Here is a 19007-nt window from a genome sequence, read left to right as displayed (position 1 = left end):
GGGTAGGTGCAAGTGATTTGAGACCCCGGCGCGCCCTCCCCGAACCGAGCCCTGCACGCCGATCGTACAGGCACCGCGTCGAACCCTGACTTTTTCTGGCATGGTCGAAGAACAAGCGTCGAACCGGTCTATAAGTCGGGCCGGGGGTATGCGGGTGGCTGATATCATCTCAATCAGAATCGGTGCGGAGCCTGTCGGGTCGGCAGGGCGTTCGCGGTTTTTCGCATCGACGGCGAATGCCGACATTGCGCGCCGTACCTTCCCACAATTCAGGAGCATTTCCGCAGCGGCGCTGCTCGCGTCGACCATGCTGCTGGCGACGGCCATGGCAGCCCATGCGGCGTCGGTCCCGCCGGAGCCGCGAGACGGATTCCACCGGTCGATGGACGCGAAAGCACTCATTCAGGACGCCAACCGCGCTCTTCTGGCGGAGGCCACAGGTGGTAATGGCGGTAACGGTGGGGATGGTGGCGGCGCCGGAAATGGCGGCGACGGTGGCACCGGTGGAACTGGCGGTAATGGCGGTAATGGCGGTTCCGCCGGGAATGGAGGCAACGGTGGAACCGGCGGCAATGGCGGCTCCACTGGAAATGGCGGCAACGGTGGAACTGGCGGCAATGGCGGCTCTACCGGAAATGGCGGCAGCGCCGGCAACGGCAGTTCTAGCGGCAATGGCAGCTCGGGCGGCAATGGCAGCTCGGGCGGTGGCGGCGCCGGCCATCACAATGCCAGTTCCGGCCATTCTGGCAGCGTTGGCTCCTGCGGTGGCTCCTGGCGGTCGGCTTGCTGAAGCCACTTGACCTGGAAGCGCGTCGCGCCGAATCGGACCGAGTTGACCCGCATTAGATCCTTGCTTCGGCGCGGACGGAAAACCGCACACTTCTCCTGGAATTGCTCTACGGGCCGGTGCGGTAGGCGAAATCGTCCATCGCGGCCTGCCAGGAATGTTGCGTCCGGATCTCGAGCCGCGTGATGCGCCTATAGTCGGCCGCGAAGTAGACCGGGCCGGTCGCGGACAGCACAAGCCGATCCTCATAGGCAGGCTGGTCGCCCCGCCAGGCCTTGAGAACAAGCGTCTCGCCCTCGGCGTCGTTCCAGCCGACACCGAAATAGGCGCCCGTGAAATCGAACGGCTTGTCACTGAACACCTGCCCGGGGTGGCCGGAGCTGTTATAGGCGATGAACTCGCCCGACATGGTCGTGTTGATGTAGCCCGGGCCGTCGGTGAAACGCTGGTGCATGGCAACGAGATTGTACCAGTTGAGCCCGCCATAGCCGGACGGAATTTCGAACACGCCCGACGTCGTCAAAAGGTCGTCGAAGCTGACAATATGCTGTTCGGGCAGCGGCTCCTCGGCGGGGTCGCCCTTGCCCGAAAACGCGGAGAGCACGACCGGCGCCTCGCCGACCACGATCTTGCGCCGCTCGGTCGCCCCGTCGGCCGAAACCTCGACCAGCCACTCGCCTGATGTCATGGGCGCGCTGAAGCGCCCATCCGGGTCGACCGTGGCCGCGGCGGTGGCGCCGTTCGGGCCCGTAAGGGAAATCCGTGCCCCGGCGGCTGCCGCGCCGCTGATCGTCAGGTCTGCCGCAAGCCCGACCGGATGCGTCGTGCGCGTCGCGATCATGTCGCCCGGCGTGCCGGGTGAAGCCACATAATCGCTATCCTGCGATGCGTTCGCGGTGGTGACGGAAAAGCCTGGCGGCGGCACGACCCGGAACGAATAATGCCCGGGATCGACGACCTCGAGATTGCGCTGGAGAACCGACATCCGGAAATTGGCAAAGCCGCTGACATTGGTCCATCGCATGATGGTGTCGCCATTGGGCTTGCCGAGCTCGACGGCCACATGCGGCATCGGCCGGTCGCCGAGATCGTAGATGCCGTTCCTGTTGCGGTCGCGGAACACCAGGATCGACGTGTTCATCTGGCCGCCGTTGAAGGCGTCCCATGCGCGCCTGGGATAATAGTCCTGCGCGCTGCCGGCATGCGCCGCGCCGCAGGCCATGGCCAAACCGATGGCCGCCGCGATGACAGCGTCGCCCGAAAACAACAAACCTGGCCTCACGAAATTTCCTCTCTGGCAATCCCTGCCGATCCGATCCCCTGGAGCCGCGCGATGACCCTGTCGACCGCATCGGCATCGAAATAGGCGAGATAAAGCAACGCCATGGTGGCGCTGAACGTATAGACCGGCAGCGTCAGATAGATGATGGCGTGAAAGGCCAAGCCCGGCAGGACTAGATAGCGCCTCGTCGCGCGAAACGGCAGGCCGAAGGCAAGGCCATATTCGAGCCCGACCACGCCGAAGGATACGATCGTGGCGGGCAAGGCAAGGCCGGCCGGATAATCCGAACCATCGTAGAACCAGAGGAAGATCTGCTCGATCCGCGCGCCGCTCAGAAAGGCATGGCTCGACTTGTCGAAGGCGGCAAAGAAATAGAGCACCGAGAGCTGCGCCACGATCAGCCGCAGCCCCCACAGATTGCCGCGCTCGGCCGGCGGCGGAACGCCCATGCGCTCGGCATGCGCCACCGCCAGGTAGCGGTCCAGCGAATAGGAGCGGCCGCAGGGGGTAAGCGCGATCAGAAGTGCCGCGACGGCGAGCAGATAGGCATGGTGGTGGGTCCAGGGCTCGCGGCCTAGCTGGAAGCCGAAGTAATAATACATGGCCAGCCCGACCGACCCGGCCCAGACAGCGGCGACGCGGCTGTGATAGCCGACGAAGAGCAGCATTGTGGCGACGAAGAAGTTGGCCGCCAGAAACAGCCCGGCCGGCGATTGATCCCTGTAAAGCAGCAACTCGCCCGCCCAGCGCGACCAGAACAGCATGGCCAGGCCGATGCGGATCAATGCCGACGAGCGCGACGATCCCTCCGTATCGACCGCCCAGTCGACGAAGCGCGCCGCCATGGCATGTGTTGGACGCACGGCCAGCCAGTCGGCCGCGGCGTCAGTCCGCGCAGGCATTTTGGGCATCGGTATGGATGGTCTGCCAGCCGCTGCGCGTGCCCTGTCGGGCGCGGACACGGATGTCGGCGCCCTGCCCGGCGGCTATACAGAGCCGCTTGATGACTGAAGCCAGTTCCTCAGAACTCTCGATCCGCTTCAGCCTGCCGTTGCGAGGAGCGCCGAGCAACTCGAACCGGTCGAGCGGGACAAGCGGGCCGTCCGGCCGGCGGATCTCGAAGGAAGCGTCGATGACGCCCAGCCCGATCGCGCTGAACATGGTCCAGGAGCGCAGCCACGGCGTCTGCACCCCGAAGATTTGCTCCGCGGCCGGACCAGCGACCATGAACGCGGCGATCGCCGTGAAGGCGACCAACCGCAAGCGCCCCGCCGACAGCCGTCCAGCAGGCTCCGCGCCTGTTCCGATTGAGATGATGTCCGCCACCCGCGCACCCCCGTCGCGACTATAGACCGGATCAAAGGCGTTCTTCGACCATCCCAGAAAAAGTCAGGCCTGGGTGCCCGCCGGTTACGGTGGATGCCGACACTCTGAGGCTGGTGACGCTATGTGCCACCCAAACGGCAAACGCCGCTGGTCGACGAGGCGACCTAGCGGATTGCCGACAGGTCTGGTTCTAGCGAGACCATGGAAAGACGCTTTCGCGAACACTCTTGACGACAAAAATCCTCAAACCCATATCGCCGTTAGGCTAGGGACGGCGCTGTAGGTCCCGGCTCTCCTGATACTCGATTGTTCGTTCGATTTGGAGGATCTTATGAACGACCGGATGTTCGACAGCCCTGTTTTCGTTAAGAGCGGAAGCAACTTCATCCAAGAAATCGCATGCATCGAAGACGCCCTGGAATTTCTCTACGAATGGCCGAAGAATAGGCGCGGCCTGATTTACGACACGGCGCTGCGAGCCTGTCAAAGGGCATTCGACAGCGACTACCCACGAAGCGCCGCGAGAGACGCCTTCTGCGGTTTCGCAAAATCAGCAAAGATTCTCGAAGGGCTGAGCGCACCGCCGCCATGGATGACCAGCGTCGGCGGCCGTGGCGGGCTAGCCGTCTGAAATCTGGTGATGGAGGTTCGACATGCTTTCAAAGCCATTCGAAAATCCGATCAGGGTTTGGGTCGGCATGGGATTTCCCCGTCAGCTCAACACCGTGGTTGACGCATACCAGTTTGCCACCGATTGGTGCGGCAACAGCCCCGAACAGAAAGCCGCTATCCGCGCGTGCAGAGCGGCGCTGGTCGGCGATATCGACGCGGAGACGGCCAGGGGAATCTTCGCTGCCTTTGCCAGGAAGAAGGACATCCTTATCGAGGATGGAAATATGCCGCCGCCTTATTGGAAGGCGCGGCCGTCGCACGTCTAAAATTGGGTGAGGCGGCGACCAACGCCGCCTTTACCCTGCCTAAGCTATTTCCGTCAAAGTCGAGCAATTTCCATGGCAAATGAACTCGCGATTAAATCTCCGTCCCTTGAGGCAAACGCTGCTCGCTACGACAGCGACTGCCAAGACGCGTTGGCTGCTGCAACGGACAATCTGCTGGATCAAGCCGAGGCCGCCGGATGGGACAGGAGACGTGCTGCTTCCGCGTTGATGTATCTTGCCGCGAAAAGACTAAATGGCGCGGCGGTTAATTCGACGAAAAGCTTTCGTCCGCTGGACTGAGGTCTCTGCGCCGCCTCCTTCTCGGCGTCGGCCTTGCGCTTCGGGCATTCCTCGAAATCATGGTCGCGGCCGCCGCAATAGGAGCAGCATTTGGCGGGGGTGTCGGGATTGAACATCGAGGCCATTCCCAAGAATGCACGAAAAGGTTTCCGGTTGCAGCAATTGCGTGAAGACGCCGCAATGACCGTCCAGCCCGATGCTCCGATATCGCAACATCAGGAGCTCGCCGCTTGCGCGGCGGGCTCCCGCTCGATCACCGCTCACGCATGCGCGTGGGGATGACGGAAGTCCCAGACGGCCCAGGCCGATGCCGCGACCACCAGCACGCCGAGCACGACATGCGTGGCCATGACATGCGTGTCAGCCGCAAAGCCCAGCAGCCAGGGTGACACGATCAGCCAGAGCCCGAGGACCAGACTTACCCACTCTTCCCACTCGGCGAACACCGAAAGCATGGCCAAGGCCAGAGCGCCGAGGAGAACGCCGACAATCCAGGCGTTCCACGCAGGCGCCATCGCCGCGGTGAATCCGATGACCCAAGGTGAGATGAACAGGCAAATCGCGAGGACCAGGGTGACCCAGTCCAGGCTCTTTCTTGCTTCCATCAGTTTGCTTGCCATGACAACCTCCATTGATGAAGCTTGACCAAAGCAACTGCATCCGCGTGGACATCGCACGCTCACCGTTGATGTAATTACGCTTTTACGGCGCCGCAAGGAGGCGCAGGGCGGCAGTTTGCTTGCATCCTGCCCGGCGCCTCCTTACCTGCGCTCGATGGCGAGACTCACCGCGCTCGGCATGATTGTGCTCACGATCGTCAGGTTCGTGGTCGAGCTTTGGGGCTATTGGAAAATGGCATCGTCCGCGCGCAGCCGGCGCAGTCACGCCAATGCCGATGCACGATGAGGTCGACGGCGTGCCGACCCAAGTCGCGCCGGGCGAAACCGGCACGCACCGGACGCATGGTCCTGGCAGCCGACGCGGGGTTCGGTAGCCTCGCAGATCCGAGACAAGTCCCTCAAACGCTGAAGTCGGTGTCGGTGCCGAGCTGCGGCACCACGATCGCCTCGAGCGGCGCGTCGAGCGCCCATTTCACGCTGCCGGGCGAGCGTTCGAGGGTGGAGGAACCGCTCAGCGACTGCGGCGCCACCCGCTGCAGCACCACCGTGCCGAAACCCTTGCGCTCGCCGGCATCCTTGCGCTCACCTGTCTTCTGCGCGACGCCGGCGGCCGTCGGCCCGGAAGTCTCGTGCCACAGAAGATGGAAGCGCCGCTGCGCTTCCGGGCCGGTCTCCACCTTCCAGGTGATTTCGATACGACCGCCCTCCGAGGCCAACGCACCATATTTGGACGAGTTGGTGCCGAGCTCATGGAAGGCCATGCCGAGATTCTGCACCGCATTCGACTGCAGCGTAAGCAGCGGCCCGGAAAGCGAGATGCGTTCCTCGTGGCCGAACGGCTTCAAATGCTCCTGGATCAGGTCGAAAAGGCTGGCGCCGGCCCATTCCGAGGTGACAAGCAAATCGTGCGACCGCGACAGCGCCATGATGCGAGCGCGGATCATCTGCTCGAACTCGCCCGGATCGGTCGAGCGCTTGCTGGTCTCTCTGACCATCGACAGGATCACCGCGAACTGGTTCTTCACCCGGTGGTTGACCTCGCGCATCAAAAGCCGGATGCGGCGCTCGCTTTCCTTCGCGGCGCTGATGTCGCGGGCGATTTTGGAGGCGCCGACGATCTCGCCGGCGCTGTTCTTGATCGGCGATATGGTCAGTGAAACGGCGATCAGCGATCCGTCCTTGCGCCTCCTTGTGGTCTCGAAGCTGGGGATTCGATCACCGGCGCGAATGCGGGCGATGATCTCGACTTCCTCGCCCTGCATATGCTCAGGGATCAGCATCAGGATCGACTGGCCGATGGCCTCCTCGGCGCTGTAGCCGAACATCCGCTCGGCAGCGTGATTCCAGTCGGTGATGATGCTGTTCAGGTTCTTGCCGATGATGGCGTCATAGGAGGAATCGACGATCGCCGCGAGACGCGCGTCGGCATTCAGATCCTGTCGGAAAGTCCCCCCTGATTTGTTCATGGACGGTAACTAGAGCCGGCTGGGATCAAGGCAATTTGTCGAGGGCGGGATCGCATCTCACAGCTTCGAGCTGGTGGGGCTGCCGTCTGGATTTTTGTCCGGCGCTATCACGCCGAAATCCTGCGATTTCGCGCCAGTCTCGGCCTGCAGGAAACCTTCCGCCGCGAGCCCGCGACGCAACAGTTCTCGCACTGCCGCCGAACGGCTCGGCATGCGCTTCTCGAAGCGCCAGTTCTCCAAGGCCGCCAATTCCTCTTCCGTCAGCATGATCTGCAGCCTTTGCGGCCGTTCGAGCTCCGCCATCTCTTGCCACCCTCAAGACAACCGGTGAGGCAAATGAGTAACTGTCTCACTGTGAGTAGAAGTAGGGTTCGCGCCATAAAACGTCAAGAACGGTCAAGACGTGAATAGTGAGGCACGCTAACGATCCCCATCATGCCGAGAAGCAGCATTTGTTGCCTTATTGTAACTTATTGATTTATTTATGTTTTTTAACATTTGTGAATTGCTATTGTCCGGCTGGAGGCATATGGTTCTGATCAGAGGGACAAACCATCCACGAAAGGAGGGTTTTCCAATGTTACGACGATTTTCCAGCCGGCTGCGCGATGACGCACACTACAAGGTCCAGCACGCTTTGCGGACCAACGGCATCGTCAACATCATCGGATTGTCGGAAGAAATCAGGCTGAAGAACGTGGCGGAGAATATCGCCCGCGAGGACATTGAAGGCCTGGTGATGGAGATCGCGCAGCTCTACGGAGCCCCGATCGAGTTCGACGAGCGCGCTCTGGCGGCGCTGGACTTGCCAGAGGTGCTGTGGCCCGACAATCGCAACGACCTCGAAAAGATGCTGGATGGGCGCACGTCCGGTGGCGATATCACCGTCGACGTGCTGCATTTGAAACTGTAATGCCGCGCCCCTCCGGAAACGACGTCGCGGTGCCGCTCACCCCTTCTTTGGACGCTTGGCGGCGGTTTTCTTCGGCGGCGCCACCGGCGCTTCGGCTTCCTGCGCCAGTCTGGCGGCGCGCAGCCTCTCGGTCTTGACGGCCCTCGCCGCCGCTTCCAGGTCGAGGATTTGCCGAGCGACGCGGGAGGTCGTGTCGGTCTTGGCTTCCGTGCGGGATGGGACCTGCTTGAACAGGCCGCTGTCAGATAGGGACTTCATTGTCTTCTCCTCAATCAAAAAAGGCCGGGCATAGCCCGACCCTCTCCAACGCGCCTCTGCGGCCTATGCCAGTACATCCGTGGTCAAAGGACCGCGAGGCGCTGCAATCAGGCGGCTTGCAGATTCTCAGCCGAACTTTTGCCGCTGCGAGCATCCTTCACGATGTCGAAGCTGACCTTCTGGCCTTCGACGAGAGAGCGCATTCCTGCACGCTCCACGGCCGAGATATGAACGAACACGTCCGGCTGGCCACCGCCCTGCTCGATAAAGCCGAAACCCTTGGTGGAATTGAAAAACTTCACCGTTCCTGTAGTCATTGCGACCTCCTTACAAATCGACGCAAAATTATGCGCGCCCGGCAACCGCCCAGCGACGCAATCTTCGAAATTGAGAGGGAAGATCGTAAGAGCGCAGTTCTGCGCGAAAACAACGTTCTTTCAGCAAGATCGATTCGCCATATATAATGCTTAGTTTCGCCATCGGCAAGGCCTCGTGGGATAACACTTCCAAAACGCTGCTTTAGATCCCGGGCTGGAACGGCCGATCCGCCAAAGCGTTGGTTTCCTGGATACGATGACGCGTTGGTTTCGTGATTGGGCAGCAATGGCCGATAAGGATGACAATCCAACCCTGGACGATGTGGTGAAACGCCTGGTGCAGGAAACGGGCGTCAGCGAGGCGCAGGCGCTTGAACTCGTCTACCTCATCGGCCTGGACTGGGGTTCGCTCGTCCGTGAAGCCAAGTTGATCGCTCCCCCACCCCGAGATTAAGTCCAAGCTCAGTCCCTGGAATCCAGCCGGTCGAGTATGGCAAGGCCGGCTTCGTATTTCCCAGGCGCCACTCCCGCCTGGTGCGCCTGCCAGAGATTGTCGCGGAGATCGGCTAGCTTCACTGGCAACGCAAGCTCGCTCGAAACGGCGCGGCAAAGGAAGCCCTCCTCGCCTTCGTCCATGCGCCTCGTCAGCGCGTCGACCGCCGCCACCACCGGCAGGCCGAAGCCGGCATCATGCAGCCGGTCCAGGCTCCAGCCCTCGCCTTTCTCGACGACGTCATGCAGGTAGGCGACCGTCTTTTCATCCAGCGTCTCGACCGCATCGGCGACACGCCTCAGATGCTCGATATAGGGTCTGCCGGTTTTGTCCTTCTGGCCGCGATGGGCCTGCTCTGCGATCTTCGCTGCCTGATGGAGCATGGTCCTTCCGATCTCGTCAAATGGAGCCCGCCCCGGCGAGGGACGGCCGAGGCGGGCTTGCTCGGGCCTGAGCCCGGTCCGATGACGCGCTTTTCGCGGGGGAGCGGGGCTGCGCGCCATCTGCATTCAAGAACATCGGCACCGGGCGAATGTTCCACCGCTCCCGAATTTTTGAGGGCGCGCCATGGCCATCGGCGCCATCCGTTCCAAGCAAGCGCAGGCACCTAAAAAGAAGCCCGGCCAGGAACCGGGCAAGAGAGGTCTTGGGAACATGCCGACCGGAGGTTTCTGGTTCAGCGCTTGCTAATTTGCCGGTTCATCATGACGTTTAGATGAAGCCTCACCAAGTCATGGACCTGGCGACCGATATCGCCGGAGAAATGCATTCCGGCAGGAACCTCGCGACCGCGCTGCCGTTAGCCCTCAGTGTCCAACAGGAGGTCCGGCAATGGATTGGAACCGCGTCGAAGGCAATTGGAAGCAGGTGAAGGGCAAGGTCAAGGAACAGTGGGGCAAGCTCACCGACGACGACCTCGACCGCATCGCGGGAAAGCGCGACCAGCTCGAAGGCAAGATCCAGGAACGCTACGGCCTCGAGAAGGACCGCGTGCGCCGCGACGTCGACGACTGGTACAGCATGCAAGGCTGGTAGCAGCCGGCTCCCCGAAACAAGGGCGTTGCCTCGCGGCGGCGCCCTTTTTTGCGTGAGCCGTTCAGGATTGCGCGATGCGGCCGCGTATCTCCATCTCGATCTCCCGGTCCAGCGGCATCGGCGACTCGGCAGGCTTGCCATGGCCGAGTTCCGCCAGCGCTGCGGCATCGCGGTGGAATTTTTCCAGCGACACCGTGCGGCCCTGCTCCAGCCAGCCGGCGGCATGGAGGATGAAATGCGCGCCCGAGGCCAGCGCCGCCGAAAGCACCCTGCCGCCTTCGGCGCCGGATTGCGCATCGTCGATCTTGGCCGAGGTGACGGCGCCGTCGCCCCGCACCGGCACGCCGAGCCGCCTGCCAAGTTCCGCCGCGTAGAACTGTACAAGCTGCGAGGCCGGGTCGCCGAAGTTGGGCAGCATCCGGCGCATGTCGAACGGATAGGCGAGGATGCCCATCACCACCGGCGCGCCCGGGCGCCACAGCTGCGCCAGCGCAAGCCCGGCCAGCACCTCGGCATAGCCCTGGATCAGCGCGCCGGCGACGGTCACGGGGGCCGTCGCGCCCATCATCATGTAGGACGACACCATGCTCGCCTCGCCCTTCAGCGCGATCGCCCGCAGGCACTTCAACGGGTTCGGCCAATAGGTGAGCGGCGGCGTCGCGTTGATCAGGTGGACAAGGTTGCATTGGCCGGGCGCCGCCGCCCGCCCGGCCGCCGCGGCGGTCATGTCGATCACCGCCTCGGCGGCCGCCGGCGAGGCGATGCTGCCCATGAACGGCTTGTCGGAATGGCTAAGATGCGCAAGCAGCATCTCCAGCGGCCGCCGGTTCTCCGCGACGTCCTCCATGACGCAAATCATCTGCCCGGTGTTGGTGAGCCCCGGCGCGGCATGCGCGGCGGCGACGAGCTCGCCATAGATCCGCCGGCTGCCGGCCACCCTTACCGCATTGTCGAGCACGACATTGGGCGCGCCGTAGATCGGCGCGAAGACCGGCGCCGCGTCTTCGCCGACCATCGTGTCCCGTGTCGGGTTCCTGCCGCGCAGCAGGAACTTTGCCGGCGCATGCTGCCGTATGATGCGGCGCAGCTCGGCCCCATCCAGGCGCACGACATCGCTGGTCGCCACGCCCCCGGCCTGTTTCAGAACGTCGATGGTCTGCGGATCGTCGAGGAAGCGGATGCCGGTTTCCTCGAGCACCCGGTCGGCCGCCTTCTCGATCGCCTCCAACCCGGTCTCGTCGCGCTCTGGACGATAGGATGCGGCAACGAAATCCGCCGCCGCGCGATGTTCGGGAGCCAATGAAGCCGACATGCTGTCCCTCGGCCGGGCGCCACAGTTCGACAGCGCCGGCGTGCAGGAGTATCCGGATTCGGTCTGCCTTTGCGACGCTCCTGGCGCGCCACCTTGCGTCGCTTCCAGAAAGGCATGACATCGGGAAACGGGAGGCGTTGGGCGATCCGGCGGCGCCAACCATGCGCCGATGCCTGGCCGAAACACGTTCCCCGGCATTTCGCGGGGGAAAAAGCACCAAGTTATCAAATGTTAGCGCGGACTGTCTAACAACCCCATACCTCGTCAATCGCGCCTGTTTTGAATCAGTTGTGACATCCGCTATGACCGCGCCGCTAGGCCCGCTCATGGAAGACATGAATGCTTGAATCGCTTTTCCTGAATCTCGGCCAGCACGATAGCCTATCGGACGAGGAGCAATCCTTGCTCGGCAATTTGATGGCGGGCGAGCGCAGCTTCGCCGCCGGACAGGACATCGTCGCGTCCGGATCGCGCCCGGCCTACAGCACGCTCATCCTCGACGGCCTCGCCGCGCGCTACAAGGTGCTTGCCGATGGCGGCCGGCAATTCACCTCGCTGCAGGTTCCAGGCGATTTCGTCGACCTCTATGCCTTCCTTTTGAAGACCATGGACCACGGCGTCATCGCGCTCTCGCCCTGCCGCGTCATCCTGGCCGACCATTCGAAGCTGCGCAGCATCACCGAGCGGGCGCCTCACCTGACACGGCTTCTGTGGCTCGACACGCTGATCGACGGCGCCATCCACCGCGAATGGATCGTCGCCATGGGGCGGCGCTCGAAAGTCTCCCATCTGGCGCATCTGTTCTGCGAGCTTTTCGTCAGGCTGCAGGTGGTGAAGCGCACCAACGGCATGAGTTTCCATTTGCCTGTTTCGCAAGCCGAGCTCGCCGACGTGCTCGGCCTGTCGGTGGTGCATATGAACCGTGTCATCAGCGCGCTGCGCAACAGCGGCGTGATCGCCTGGGCAAACCATACGGTGACGATCCTCGACTGGCAGAAGCTGCAGCAGATCGCCGAGTTCGACCCGACCTATCTCTCGATGACGCGCGAGCCGCGCTGATCGGGAATCTCGCGGGTCAAATCATCACCCTCTTTTCCGACGTCGGTGAAACTGCGAAAAACCAGCCAGCTACGACCGCCGCGCGTCAGGCAAGCAATGGGAATAATACCCGGCGGCCTCCTTTGTTTTTCGCATCCTTGCTGGAACTATTTTGTTCTAAGGGCGCTATCTCTCTACATATTTTCCAGATTAATCAGGGAGAAGAGTACCATGAAAGCCAAAGTGATCTTGATGAGTGCCTTCACGATTTCGGTCATGACAGGCTCGGCATTTGCGGGCGCGGGCACCGGAACCTCTGCGCTGGACGATCCTCAGAAAATGTCGCCTTTCTTTACCGACGCCGGCATGAAAACCATGAGGTCCGGCGATGAGTTCAAGAAAGCCTGGATGGCGCTCACCGAAGAGGATCGCGCATCCATGAAAAAGGACTGCGCAGACGAAACCATCGCGAAGTCCCACGATGAATTCTGCAAGGCGACCAGGGACCTCGCCGGCAATAATTGAGCGCCCGTTTGGAAAGAGCGCTAAACGCCCGCCCCACACTTGGGGCGAGCGTCACTTGATGTTGCCGTGTAAGGACGGTCGGCCCGTCGGGACGCGTCGGGGAGCTTGCAATCGTCTCTTGGATGCCGGTCATATTCCAAATCGCTGCGCATTCTGGGCGACATGCAAGTCACCGTTAGGACTTCGGTCAAGGATGCCCGAGACCGTGGGCCTATACCTGGAGCGTTAGCAACTCCCTCCCGTTGGTCAAAGGCGAAACCTGCAATAGGCAGAGCATCGTCAAGAACCGGGAGAGAAGACATGAACACATCATCTGGCTCGTAGGAGCGATCGTCATCGTCATTGCCATTCTCGGCTTTCTCGGCATCCGATGAGACTTAGAGCCAAGAATAGCGATGCGCGACCTGGTCGTTGCAATTCGTGACAAATTAGCGACCCCTCATATCAAATGTAGTTTCAACGCAACGCGTTGTCGGTCAAACTCGCATGGCTGCGGGGGACCCGGGCGCAATGAGGGCCTATCGCGTCGAGGAATTGGACGGCGAGACCGTCCTTGCAAGCCATGCCGTCGAGGCAATGGCGCCCTATGAGGCTGCCCGAAAGGCGCTCGGCGCCGAGGTCACGCTGCGTGGCGACGCCGACAAATGGATCCGGGTCATCGAGCTGACCGACAAGCCGCCGACGCGGCTGCGTCCCGGTGTCTTCGAATTCAAGGTCGTGGGCCGCAGGGGCTAGATGGCACGACCGAGGCAAAACTCGGACTGAATGACGGTCTGGCCAAGATGCCAAGGTGATCCTGATGGAACCGACGTCATGCCCGCCAGTTACCTCATGCCTTCATTAACGGGTGCTCATTTATGCGGAACAGCCTCGTCCAGCCTCTAGCGCAACTCGTCGCCCTGACGGCCGCTTCTTTCCTGCTCGAGCGCACCTGGAAGAGCCGGCAATGACCGAGGTCGGTTCCCAGGTCGAGAGAGAACAAAGCAACACACTGGCAAAGGGCCCGTTCCAGAGGTTCCTTCGCACGATCGGGCCGGGCTTCATCACCGGTGCGTCCGATGACGATCCCTCCGGCATCGGAACTTACAGCCAGGCCGGCGCCCAGCTCGGCTTCAACATCGGCTGGGTCATGTTGTTCACCTTTCCACTAATGGCCGCGATCCAGGAGATCGCCGCCCGTATCGGACGCACCACGGGCAAGGGCATTTCCGGCAACCTCACCCGGCACTATCCGCCCTCGCTGCTTTACGCGGTCGTCACGCTGCTGTTCGTCGCCAACGTGATAAATATTGGCGCCGATCTCAGCGCCATGGCAGATGCGTTGAAGTTGCTCGTTGGCGGGCCGAGCCCGCTCTATGTGATCGCTTTCGCGGTCGTCTGTATCAGCGCGATCGTCTTCCTCGACTACACCCGCTATGTGAAAGTCCTCAAATGGACCACCTTGAGCCTGTTCGCCTATGTTGCCGCGATGTTAGCCGCGAATGTGCCCTGGGTGGACGCGGCCAAAGGGCTGTTCGTTCCGCACATTGAATGGAGCGGCGCCTTCTTCACCACGCTGCTGGCAATCCTCGGCACGACGATCTCGCCTTATCTGTTTTTCTGGCAAGCCTCGCAGGAGGTTGAAGAGGAAGAGCTCAAGCCAACCGCCAGGCCACTGAGGTGGGCGCCGTGGCAGGCGTCCAGAGCCTTCCGGCGGATACGCGCCGACACGCTGGTCGGAATGGCCTTTTCGAATCTGATCGCCATCGCGATCATCTTCACTACGGCAGCCACGCTCCACAAGGCAGGAGTGACGGACATCGCTTCGTCCACCGACGCGGCAAAGGCGCTGGAGCCGGCGGCCGGAAAATTCGCCTTCATCGTCTTCTCGGCCGGAATCATCGGCACCGGGCTTCTGGCCGTGCCGGTGCTGGCGGGTTCGGCGGCCTTCGCCGTCGGCGAGGCGCTGCGCTGGCCGGTCGGGCTGCAGCGCAAGCCGAAGGAAGCCGTAGCGTTCTACGCGACGCTCACCGCCGCGACCGTCCTCGGCACCGGGATCATGTTCACACCGATAGACCCGATCGAGGCGCTTTACTGGAGCGCCGTGATCAACGGCGTGTGCGCGGTCCCCGTCATGGTGGTCATGATGCTGATGGCCGCCCGCAGGGACGTAATGGGGGAGTTCCCAATGCAAGGCTGGCTGCGCGCACTTGGCTGGCTATCGACATTGACAATGGCAGCCTCGTCGGTGGGTCTCGCAGCGCAGTGGTTCTATAGTAGTCCCTATAAAGAGGCCGCGGCACCGCCTTACTGCCAGCCCCGGCTCCATAGGAGAACCAGATCAATAACAATTGATGTTTGTGGCGGGACCGCCGCGTAAAATTCTTTCCGGAACAAGTTCAGTCGGGCGGTGTTGGTGATGATCCAACCTCACCAGGAGATGCAGATATGGCGACGACGAAAGCGGCCTCCAACAAGGGCCTCAACGAACTTTTCCACGACACGCTGAAGGACATCTACTTCGCCGAGAAGAAGATCCTGGCGACGCTGCCCAAAATGGCCAAGGCCGCCCAGGACGACGCCTTGAAGATGGCCTTCGAGAAGCATCGCGACCAGACCGAAGAACATGTCGCGCGTCTCGAAGAGGTTTTCGAGGTGATCGACAAGAAGCCAGTCGGCAAGACTTGTGCCGCCATCATGGGCATCACCGAGGAGGGCGCCGAGATCATGGACGAGTATAAGGGCTCGCCTTCGCTCGACGCAGGCCTGCTGGCCGCCGCTCAAGCCGTCGAGCACTATGAGATTTCGCGCTACGGCACGCTCAGGACCTGGGCGCAGGAGCTCGGCCTGACCGAAGCCGTCACCTTGCTCGACAAGACCCTGAACGAAGAAAAGGAAACGGACGCAGCGCTCACCCAGTTGGCTGAGTCAGCAGTCAATGTCGCGGCCGAAGCCGCATAGCAACCTGCCTCTAGATTGCTCAGGTCCGGGGGCCCCGGTGATCGTCACCGGGGCCCCCGCGGTTGGCTTCGGCTTTCAAGCCCATGCCCAGCTATTGTCCGTGAGCGAAGGCCGTCGCGAAGGATTCCAGCTCAAATGATGAAACGTTCTCCCTTCCGTCCCTGACAAGGACGACGAACCACTCGCCCATATTTTCGTAGACGAGGACGGAGTTGGGAGGCATGGACTGGGAAATGTCGGAGCACATGGCTTCCTCCCACAGGGGATGGGCGAAAGCACCGGGATTGACTTTCAAGCGTCTCCTTGCCGCGCAAGATGGAGACGACTTCATCATTATGCTCCCAACCCCGGCAAAAGCGACGTCATTTGTTGAGAGCGTGGGCGGCTGCCCGCACCTGTAGCAGCCCGCCGAGGCGCCCGCGCCTTTTGCAAAGCGCAGGCCCGACCGGACATATCCGCAGTTGCAGCTACCTTGGAGGGACCGCGCCCGTGGAACCTCGGTCAGGGTCAATTGTTCCATCTGGAAGGCGGGCGAGCATGACCAGATCGTCACTTCATCTCCTCAAAGGCACAGGCTATCTGATCTCGACGGTGAGCGTGACTTTGCTGGCTGTCGTCAGTTGGGACAGCGCATCGAAAACGTTGCTGATGGCCTGTCTGCTCGGCGGAGCCGCAACATCGATTATCGGCATGTTCTGTCGTTGGCTTTCCTACGAAATCGAGAAACGGCAAGAAGAGCGGCGGTAAGGCGCCCGAGGTTGGTATTAGCCTTCGCGGCGCAAGACCCGCGTGACAAGCAGAGTGATCAGGCTGCTGAGGACGATCCATCCGACGATCTCGCCGCCGGGTGCCGCTGGCCGAGACGCCGCCATGCCGACATCGCTAGTGTTGGCCGGCATCATCGCCTCGGGTTTGGCTATTTCTTCGGGATGGCGCGGCGCGGCCCGGTCGTTTGCGTCTGCCACGACCGGCGCGAGGTCGCGCCGGCTGCCGCTCCGCACCGAATAGGCGCGCGTGATTTCCGCGCCGAAGAGAAATATCTGCGCCGAGTAATAAACCCAGACCAGCACCACCATCAGCGCGCCGGCGGCGCCGTAGGAGGTGGCGATGGCGCTGGTGCCAATATACCAGCCGATCAGCGACTTGCCGATGGTAAACAGCAGCGCGGTGACCAGCGCGCCGATGCCGACGTCGCGCCATTTGAGCGTGCGATCCGGCAGGATCTTGTAAATCGCGGCGAACAGCAGGGCGATCAGCACGAAGGAGACGATCGTGTTGATGGCGCTGACGATCAGTTCCCCGAACGGAAGGCCACGATTGATCATTTCGCCCAGCGCCGCGATGGCGGTGCTTGCCGCCAGCGATACCAGAAGCAGGAAGCCGAGGGCCGCCACAAGGCCGAGGCTCGCCGCCCTCGCCCGCACCAGGCGCGACAGCGACACCCCGTCGGGCTTCACCTTCCAGATTTCGTTGAGCGACTGCTGCATCTCGCCGAAGACGCCCGACGCGGTGACAAAAAGCGTCACCAGTCCGATCAGCGCTGCAAGCGTGCTCGACCAGCGATGCGCGGCGCTCTCGACCGTGGCCTTCAGCAGGTCGGCGCTTTGCGGCCCCATCACGCCCGAAATCTCTGCCGACAGCGCGATCTGGGCCGCATCATTGCCGATGACGACGCCGGCGATCGCCACCACGATCAGAAGGATCGGCGCCAGCGACGTCGTGGCGTAGAAGGCGATAGCAGCGCCGTGGCTCAGCGCATTGTCAGTGATGTAGCCGGTGACGCTTTCCTTGAGCAGTATCCAGCCTTCGTCGAGCCAGCGCGGCATCGTCCCCTCACCTATTTCCGGGGCGGATCGACCATAGCTGAATGCCGGCTTTGTCGGATCGCGTCTGTTCTGCCATTTCCTGCCCAGGCCCAATATGGAGCGGGCCGGGTGGGACAAGAGCTCGACTGCCTTTTCGTTGGCCAGGGCGTGAAGCCGGAGAAACCAGCCCTGTTCTCTTTGCCACCAGGTCCGGCTGACGCGGCCCGCTGAGCACAACCCGGTGCCGGCGCGATGGTTCCGTCCGTCTGTCGACGCTTGGCCGCGGACGACCCGTGCTCAAGCCTAGGCAAAGCAACGGCGTTCAACTAGCCTCGGGGCGGGATCAGAGGCGCGTGGGGGCATGCGATGAAGGTCAATGTCGTCTACGCGCATCCGGCGCAGGACAGCTACCTGGCGTCGCTTCACCGGCGCGTCGTGGAGGTCCTCAAGGCCAGGGGCGACGAGGTCGTCGACTTCGATCTCTATGCCATGCAATTCGACCCCGTCATGCAGGTCGAGGAGTTGAAGGGCCACGCCGGTCCGTCGCCCGCGCCGGCGGATCTGCAGGTCTATATCGACGCGCTGCAATGGGCCGAAGCGTGCGTGTTCTTCTTCCCGACCTGGTGGTCGGGCATGCCCGCCATGCTCAAGGGATATTTCGACCGCGTGTGGCGGCCGGGCGTTGCCTTCGAGCTGCCGGCGGATGGCGGCACGATCAAGCCGGCGCTTGTGAACATCCGCCGGATGGGCGTGGTCACCAACTTCGGCTCGCCATGGTGGTACACCAGGCTCTACATGCGGGACCCGGGCAGAAAGGTGCTTTTGCGCGGCTTGAAATCCATGTGCGGACGCACGGAGAAACACCTGTATCTGGCGAAATATTCGGTCGAGAGCATCACCCGCGAGGAGCGGAAAAAATTCGCCCGCGAGGTGGAGCGGCGGTTCGAACGATTTTGAGCGGGTTCATCGTCGGAATTTGCAATGAAGGATAATGGATATATATTTAGCTGACTAACTGATTCATGGCACGGTGAACCGATGGCCAAGAAGAAAAACAGACAGGCCGCTTCCGGCATTGCGGCAGCCTCCCGCGCCGAAATCCAGGAGGCGGCTTATTTTGCCCGCAAATGCGGCCTCACCCGCGACGAGGCTTTGCACTTGATCCGCGAGGCCCATGCCCCGGCCGTCAAGCCGGCCGAGAGCGGGAAGCGGAAGCACTGACACTCATCATCGAAGATGCGGGTCTCATTGACCCGTCTGCGGCGGCACCTCGCCCGGCTTGATCACCGGCATGTCGTTGCCGGTCGATGGCGGCGTCGTTGCGTTCTGGTCACCGGTCGGCGGTGGCTTCAGCACGCCGCCGCAATTGCCGAGCTGTTTCGACAATTGATCCGTGTCGGCCTCTTGCTTCGGCTTTTGCTGTTGGTCGTTAGCGTCGGGCTTGACCTGGCAGTTCTGCGTCAACTGGTCCTTCGGCTGGGCGGCCGTCTGCGCCGACGCCGGCTGCATAGGAATCAGCGTGAAGGCTACGATGAGAAGCGCTTTCTTCATGGGATCCTCCTGATAAGTCAGTAACCCCCGATGATCGGCAGGATCTCGCCGGTGATGTAGCTCGAGCATTGCGGCGAGGCCAGGAACACATAGGCCGGCGC

General features: G+C 62.2%; 27 protein-coding genes. 14 read left to right on the top strand and 13 right to left on the bottom strand.

Translation table 11 applies throughout. The annotated features are described in order from the left end of the window. Positions 1–154: 154 nt before the first annotated feature. The gene (locus FJ471_RS34980) at positions 155–790 is read left to right on the top strand and encodes a hypothetical protein (protein ID WP_181179834.1); all 636 of its coding nucleotides are present in this window, start codon (positions 155–157) and stop codon (positions 788–790) included. A 106-nt stretch (positions 791–896) separates the two neighbouring features. On the opposite strand, the gene FJ471_RS29895 is transcribed toward FJ471_RS34980, so the two are convergent. The 3 genes from FJ471_RS29895 to FJ471_RS29885 are packed head-to-tail and all read right to left on the bottom strand — an operon-like array spanning position 897 to position 3395. Beyond that, a complete protein-coding gene (locus FJ471_RS29895) occupies positions 897–2069 on the bottom strand; it encodes an SdrD B-like domain-containing protein (protein WP_140808737.1) in 1173 nt (390 codons plus the stop codon). Beyond that, positions 2066–2971 carry an HTTM domain-containing protein gene (locus tag FJ471_RS29890; RefSeq protein ID WP_181179832.1) on the bottom strand — a complete coding sequence of 302 codons (906 nt, stop codon included), beginning with the start codon at positions 2969–2971 and terminating at the stop codon, positions 2066–2068. The genes FJ471_RS29895 and FJ471_RS29890 overlap by 4 nt, the downstream gene beginning before the upstream one ends. Further along, positions 2955–3395 (bottom strand): hypothetical protein, encoded by a 441-nt coding sequence (locus tag FJ471_RS29885; protein ID WP_140808732.1) that lies wholly within the window; start codon positions 3393–3395, stop codon positions 2955–2957. The genes FJ471_RS29890 and FJ471_RS29885 overlap by 17 nt, the downstream gene beginning before the upstream one ends. A 331-nt stretch (positions 3396–3726) precedes the next feature. Here FJ471_RS29885 and FJ471_RS29880 point away from each other — a divergent pair, with 331 nt between their 5' ends. After that, a complete protein-coding gene (locus FJ471_RS29880) occupies positions 3727–4026 on the top strand; it encodes a DUF982 domain-containing protein (protein ID WP_140808729.1) in 300 nt (99 codons plus the stop codon). Between the two features lie 67 nt (positions 4027–4093). Further along, positions 4094–4333 (top strand): DUF982 domain-containing protein, encoded by a 240-nt coding sequence (locus FJ471_RS29875; RefSeq protein ID WP_246684872.1) that lies wholly within the window; start codon positions 4094–4096, stop codon positions 4331–4333. A 179-nt stretch (positions 4334–4512) separates the two neighbouring features. Here FJ471_RS29875 and FJ471_RS34975 read toward each other — a convergent pair whose 3' ends face one another. The 4 genes from FJ471_RS34975 to FJ471_RS29855 form a co-directional block, all read right to left on the bottom strand. Further along, entirely contained in the window at positions 4513–4749 is a 237-nt protein-coding gene (locus FJ471_RS34975) for a hypothetical protein (protein ID WP_181179830.1), read from the bottom strand. 144 nt (positions 4750–4893) lie between these two features. After that, positions 4894–5253: an SPW repeat protein gene (locus FJ471_RS29865; RefSeq protein WP_140808721.1), complete on the bottom strand. Its 360-nt coding sequence runs from the start codon at positions 5251–5253 to the stop codon at positions 4894–4896. Between the two features lie 398 nt (positions 5254–5651). After that, entirely contained in the window at positions 5652–6719 is a 1068-nt protein-coding gene (locus FJ471_RS29860; RefSeq protein WP_140808719.1) for a PAS domain S-box protein, read from the bottom strand. Between the two features lie 57 nt (positions 6720–6776). Then, positions 6777–7022 (bottom strand): hypothetical protein, encoded by a 246-nt coding sequence (locus FJ471_RS29855; protein WP_140808717.1) that lies wholly within the window; start codon positions 7020–7022, stop codon positions 6777–6779. 274 nt (positions 7023–7296) lie between these two features. Between FJ471_RS29855 and FJ471_RS29850 the strand changes: the two genes are divergently transcribed. After that, the gene (locus tag FJ471_RS29850; RefSeq protein ID WP_140808715.1) at positions 7297–7632 is read left to right on the top strand and encodes a hypothetical protein; all 336 of its coding nucleotides are present in this window, start codon (positions 7297–7299) and stop codon (positions 7630–7632) included. Positions 7633–7668: 36 nt separating this feature from the next. Here FJ471_RS29850 and FJ471_RS29845 read toward each other — a convergent pair whose 3' ends face one another. Beyond that, positions 7669–7890 carry a hypothetical protein gene (locus FJ471_RS29845; RefSeq protein WP_140808713.1) on the bottom strand — a complete coding sequence of 74 codons (222 nt, stop codon included), beginning with the start codon at positions 7888–7890 and terminating at the stop codon, positions 7669–7671. Between the two features lie 107 nt (positions 7891–7997). Then, positions 7998–8207: a cold-shock protein gene (locus FJ471_RS29840; protein WP_140808711.1), complete on the bottom strand. Its 210-nt coding sequence runs from the start codon at positions 8205–8207 to the stop codon at positions 7998–8000. Positions 8208–8493: 286 nt separating this feature from the next. Here FJ471_RS29840 and FJ471_RS29835 point away from each other — a divergent pair, with 286 nt between their 5' ends. After that, positions 8494–8661 carry a hypothetical protein gene (locus FJ471_RS29835; protein WP_181179828.1) on the top strand — a complete coding sequence of 56 codons (168 nt, stop codon included), beginning with the start codon at positions 8494–8496 and terminating at the stop codon, positions 8659–8661. A gap of 8 nt (positions 8662–8669) precedes the next feature. Here the strand turns inward: FJ471_RS29835 and FJ471_RS29830 are convergent, their stop codons facing one another. Next, positions 8670–9083: an HD domain-containing protein gene (locus FJ471_RS29830; RefSeq protein ID WP_140808706.1), complete on the bottom strand. Its 414-nt coding sequence runs from the start codon at positions 9081–9083 to the stop codon at positions 8670–8672. A 448-nt stretch (positions 9084–9531) separates the two neighbouring features. Between FJ471_RS29830 and FJ471_RS29825 the strand changes: the two genes are divergently transcribed. Further along, positions 9532–9735, top strand: coding sequence for a CsbD family protein (locus FJ471_RS29825; protein ID WP_027162011.1), 204 nt, complete (start codon positions 9532–9534; stop codon positions 9733–9735). 61 nt (positions 9736–9796) lie between these two features. On the opposite strand, the gene FJ471_RS29820 is transcribed toward FJ471_RS29825, so the two are convergent. Then, the gene (locus FJ471_RS29820; RefSeq protein ID WP_140808704.1) at positions 9797–11047 is read right to left on the bottom strand and encodes a trimethylamine methyltransferase family protein; all 1251 of its coding nucleotides are present in this window, start codon (positions 11045–11047) and stop codon (positions 9797–9799) included. A gap of 339 nt (positions 11048–11386) precedes the next feature. Here FJ471_RS29820 and FJ471_RS29815 point away from each other — a divergent pair, with 339 nt between their 5' ends. The 6 genes from FJ471_RS29815 to FJ471_RS29785 all read left to right on the top strand — a co-directional run bounded on the left by FJ471_RS29815 (position 11387) and on the right by FJ471_RS29785 (position 16297). Beyond that, a complete protein-coding gene (locus tag FJ471_RS29815; protein WP_140808702.1) occupies positions 11387–12106 on the top strand; it encodes a Crp/Fnr family transcriptional regulator in 720 nt (239 codons plus the stop codon). A 210-nt stretch (positions 12107–12316) separates the two neighbouring features. Beyond that, positions 12317–12610 carry a hypothetical protein gene (locus FJ471_RS29810; RefSeq protein ID WP_140808700.1) on the top strand — a complete coding sequence of 98 codons (294 nt, stop codon included), beginning with the start codon at positions 12317–12319 and terminating at the stop codon, positions 12608–12610. A gap of 510 nt (positions 12611–13120) precedes the next feature. Beyond that, the gene (locus tag FJ471_RS29805) at positions 13121–13345 is read left to right on the top strand and encodes a hypothetical protein (RefSeq protein WP_140808698.1); all 225 of its coding nucleotides are present in this window, start codon (positions 13121–13123) and stop codon (positions 13343–13345) included. A gap of 211 nt (positions 13346–13556) precedes the next feature. Further along, a complete protein-coding gene (locus FJ471_RS29800; RefSeq protein WP_140808696.1) occupies positions 13557–14969 on the top strand; it encodes an Nramp family divalent metal transporter in 1413 nt (470 codons plus the stop codon). 68 nt (positions 14970–15037) lie between these two features. Continuing rightward, positions 15038–15550: a ferritin-like domain-containing protein gene (locus FJ471_RS29795; RefSeq protein ID WP_140808694.1), complete on the top strand. Its 513-nt coding sequence runs from the start codon at positions 15038–15040 to the stop codon at positions 15548–15550. A gap of 537 nt (positions 15551–16087) precedes the next feature. Next, positions 16088–16297, top strand: a complete 210-nt coding sequence (locus tag FJ471_RS29785; RefSeq protein WP_140808690.1) for a hypothetical protein — start codon at positions 16088–16090, stop codon at positions 16295–16297. 17 nt (positions 16298–16314) lie between these two features. On the opposite strand, the gene FJ471_RS29780 is transcribed toward FJ471_RS29785, so the two are convergent. Continuing rightward, positions 16315–17376 (bottom strand): YihY/virulence factor BrkB family protein, encoded by a 1062-nt coding sequence (locus FJ471_RS29780; RefSeq protein WP_140808688.1) that lies wholly within the window; start codon positions 17374–17376, stop codon positions 16315–16317. Between the two features lie 345 nt (positions 17377–17721). Between FJ471_RS29780 and FJ471_RS29775 the strand changes: the two genes are divergently transcribed. Beyond that, a complete protein-coding gene (locus FJ471_RS29775; RefSeq protein ID WP_140808686.1) occupies positions 17722–18312 on the top strand; it encodes an NAD(P)H-dependent oxidoreductase in 591 nt (196 codons plus the stop codon). A gap of 81 nt (positions 18313–18393) precedes the next feature. After that, positions 18394–18576, top strand: a complete 183-nt coding sequence (locus FJ471_RS29770) for a hypothetical protein (protein ID WP_140808684.1) — start codon at positions 18394–18396, stop codon at positions 18574–18576. Positions 18577–18600: 24 nt separating this feature from the next. Here FJ471_RS29770 and FJ471_RS29765 read toward each other — a convergent pair. After that, positions 18601–19007, bottom strand: a 407-nt coding sequence (locus tag FJ471_RS29765) for a hypothetical protein (protein WP_246684871.1), incomplete at its 5' end; no start/stop codon positions are given.

Origin of the sequence: Mesorhizobium sp. B2-7-1, assembly GCF_006440735.1 — a bacterium.
Taxonomy (GTDB): Bacteria; Pseudomonadota; Alphaproteobacteria; order Rhizobiales; family Rhizobiaceae; genus Mesorhizobium.
Note: the sequence above shows the minus strand (reverse complement) of the source record. Positions and strands in the feature narration are given on the sequence as shown.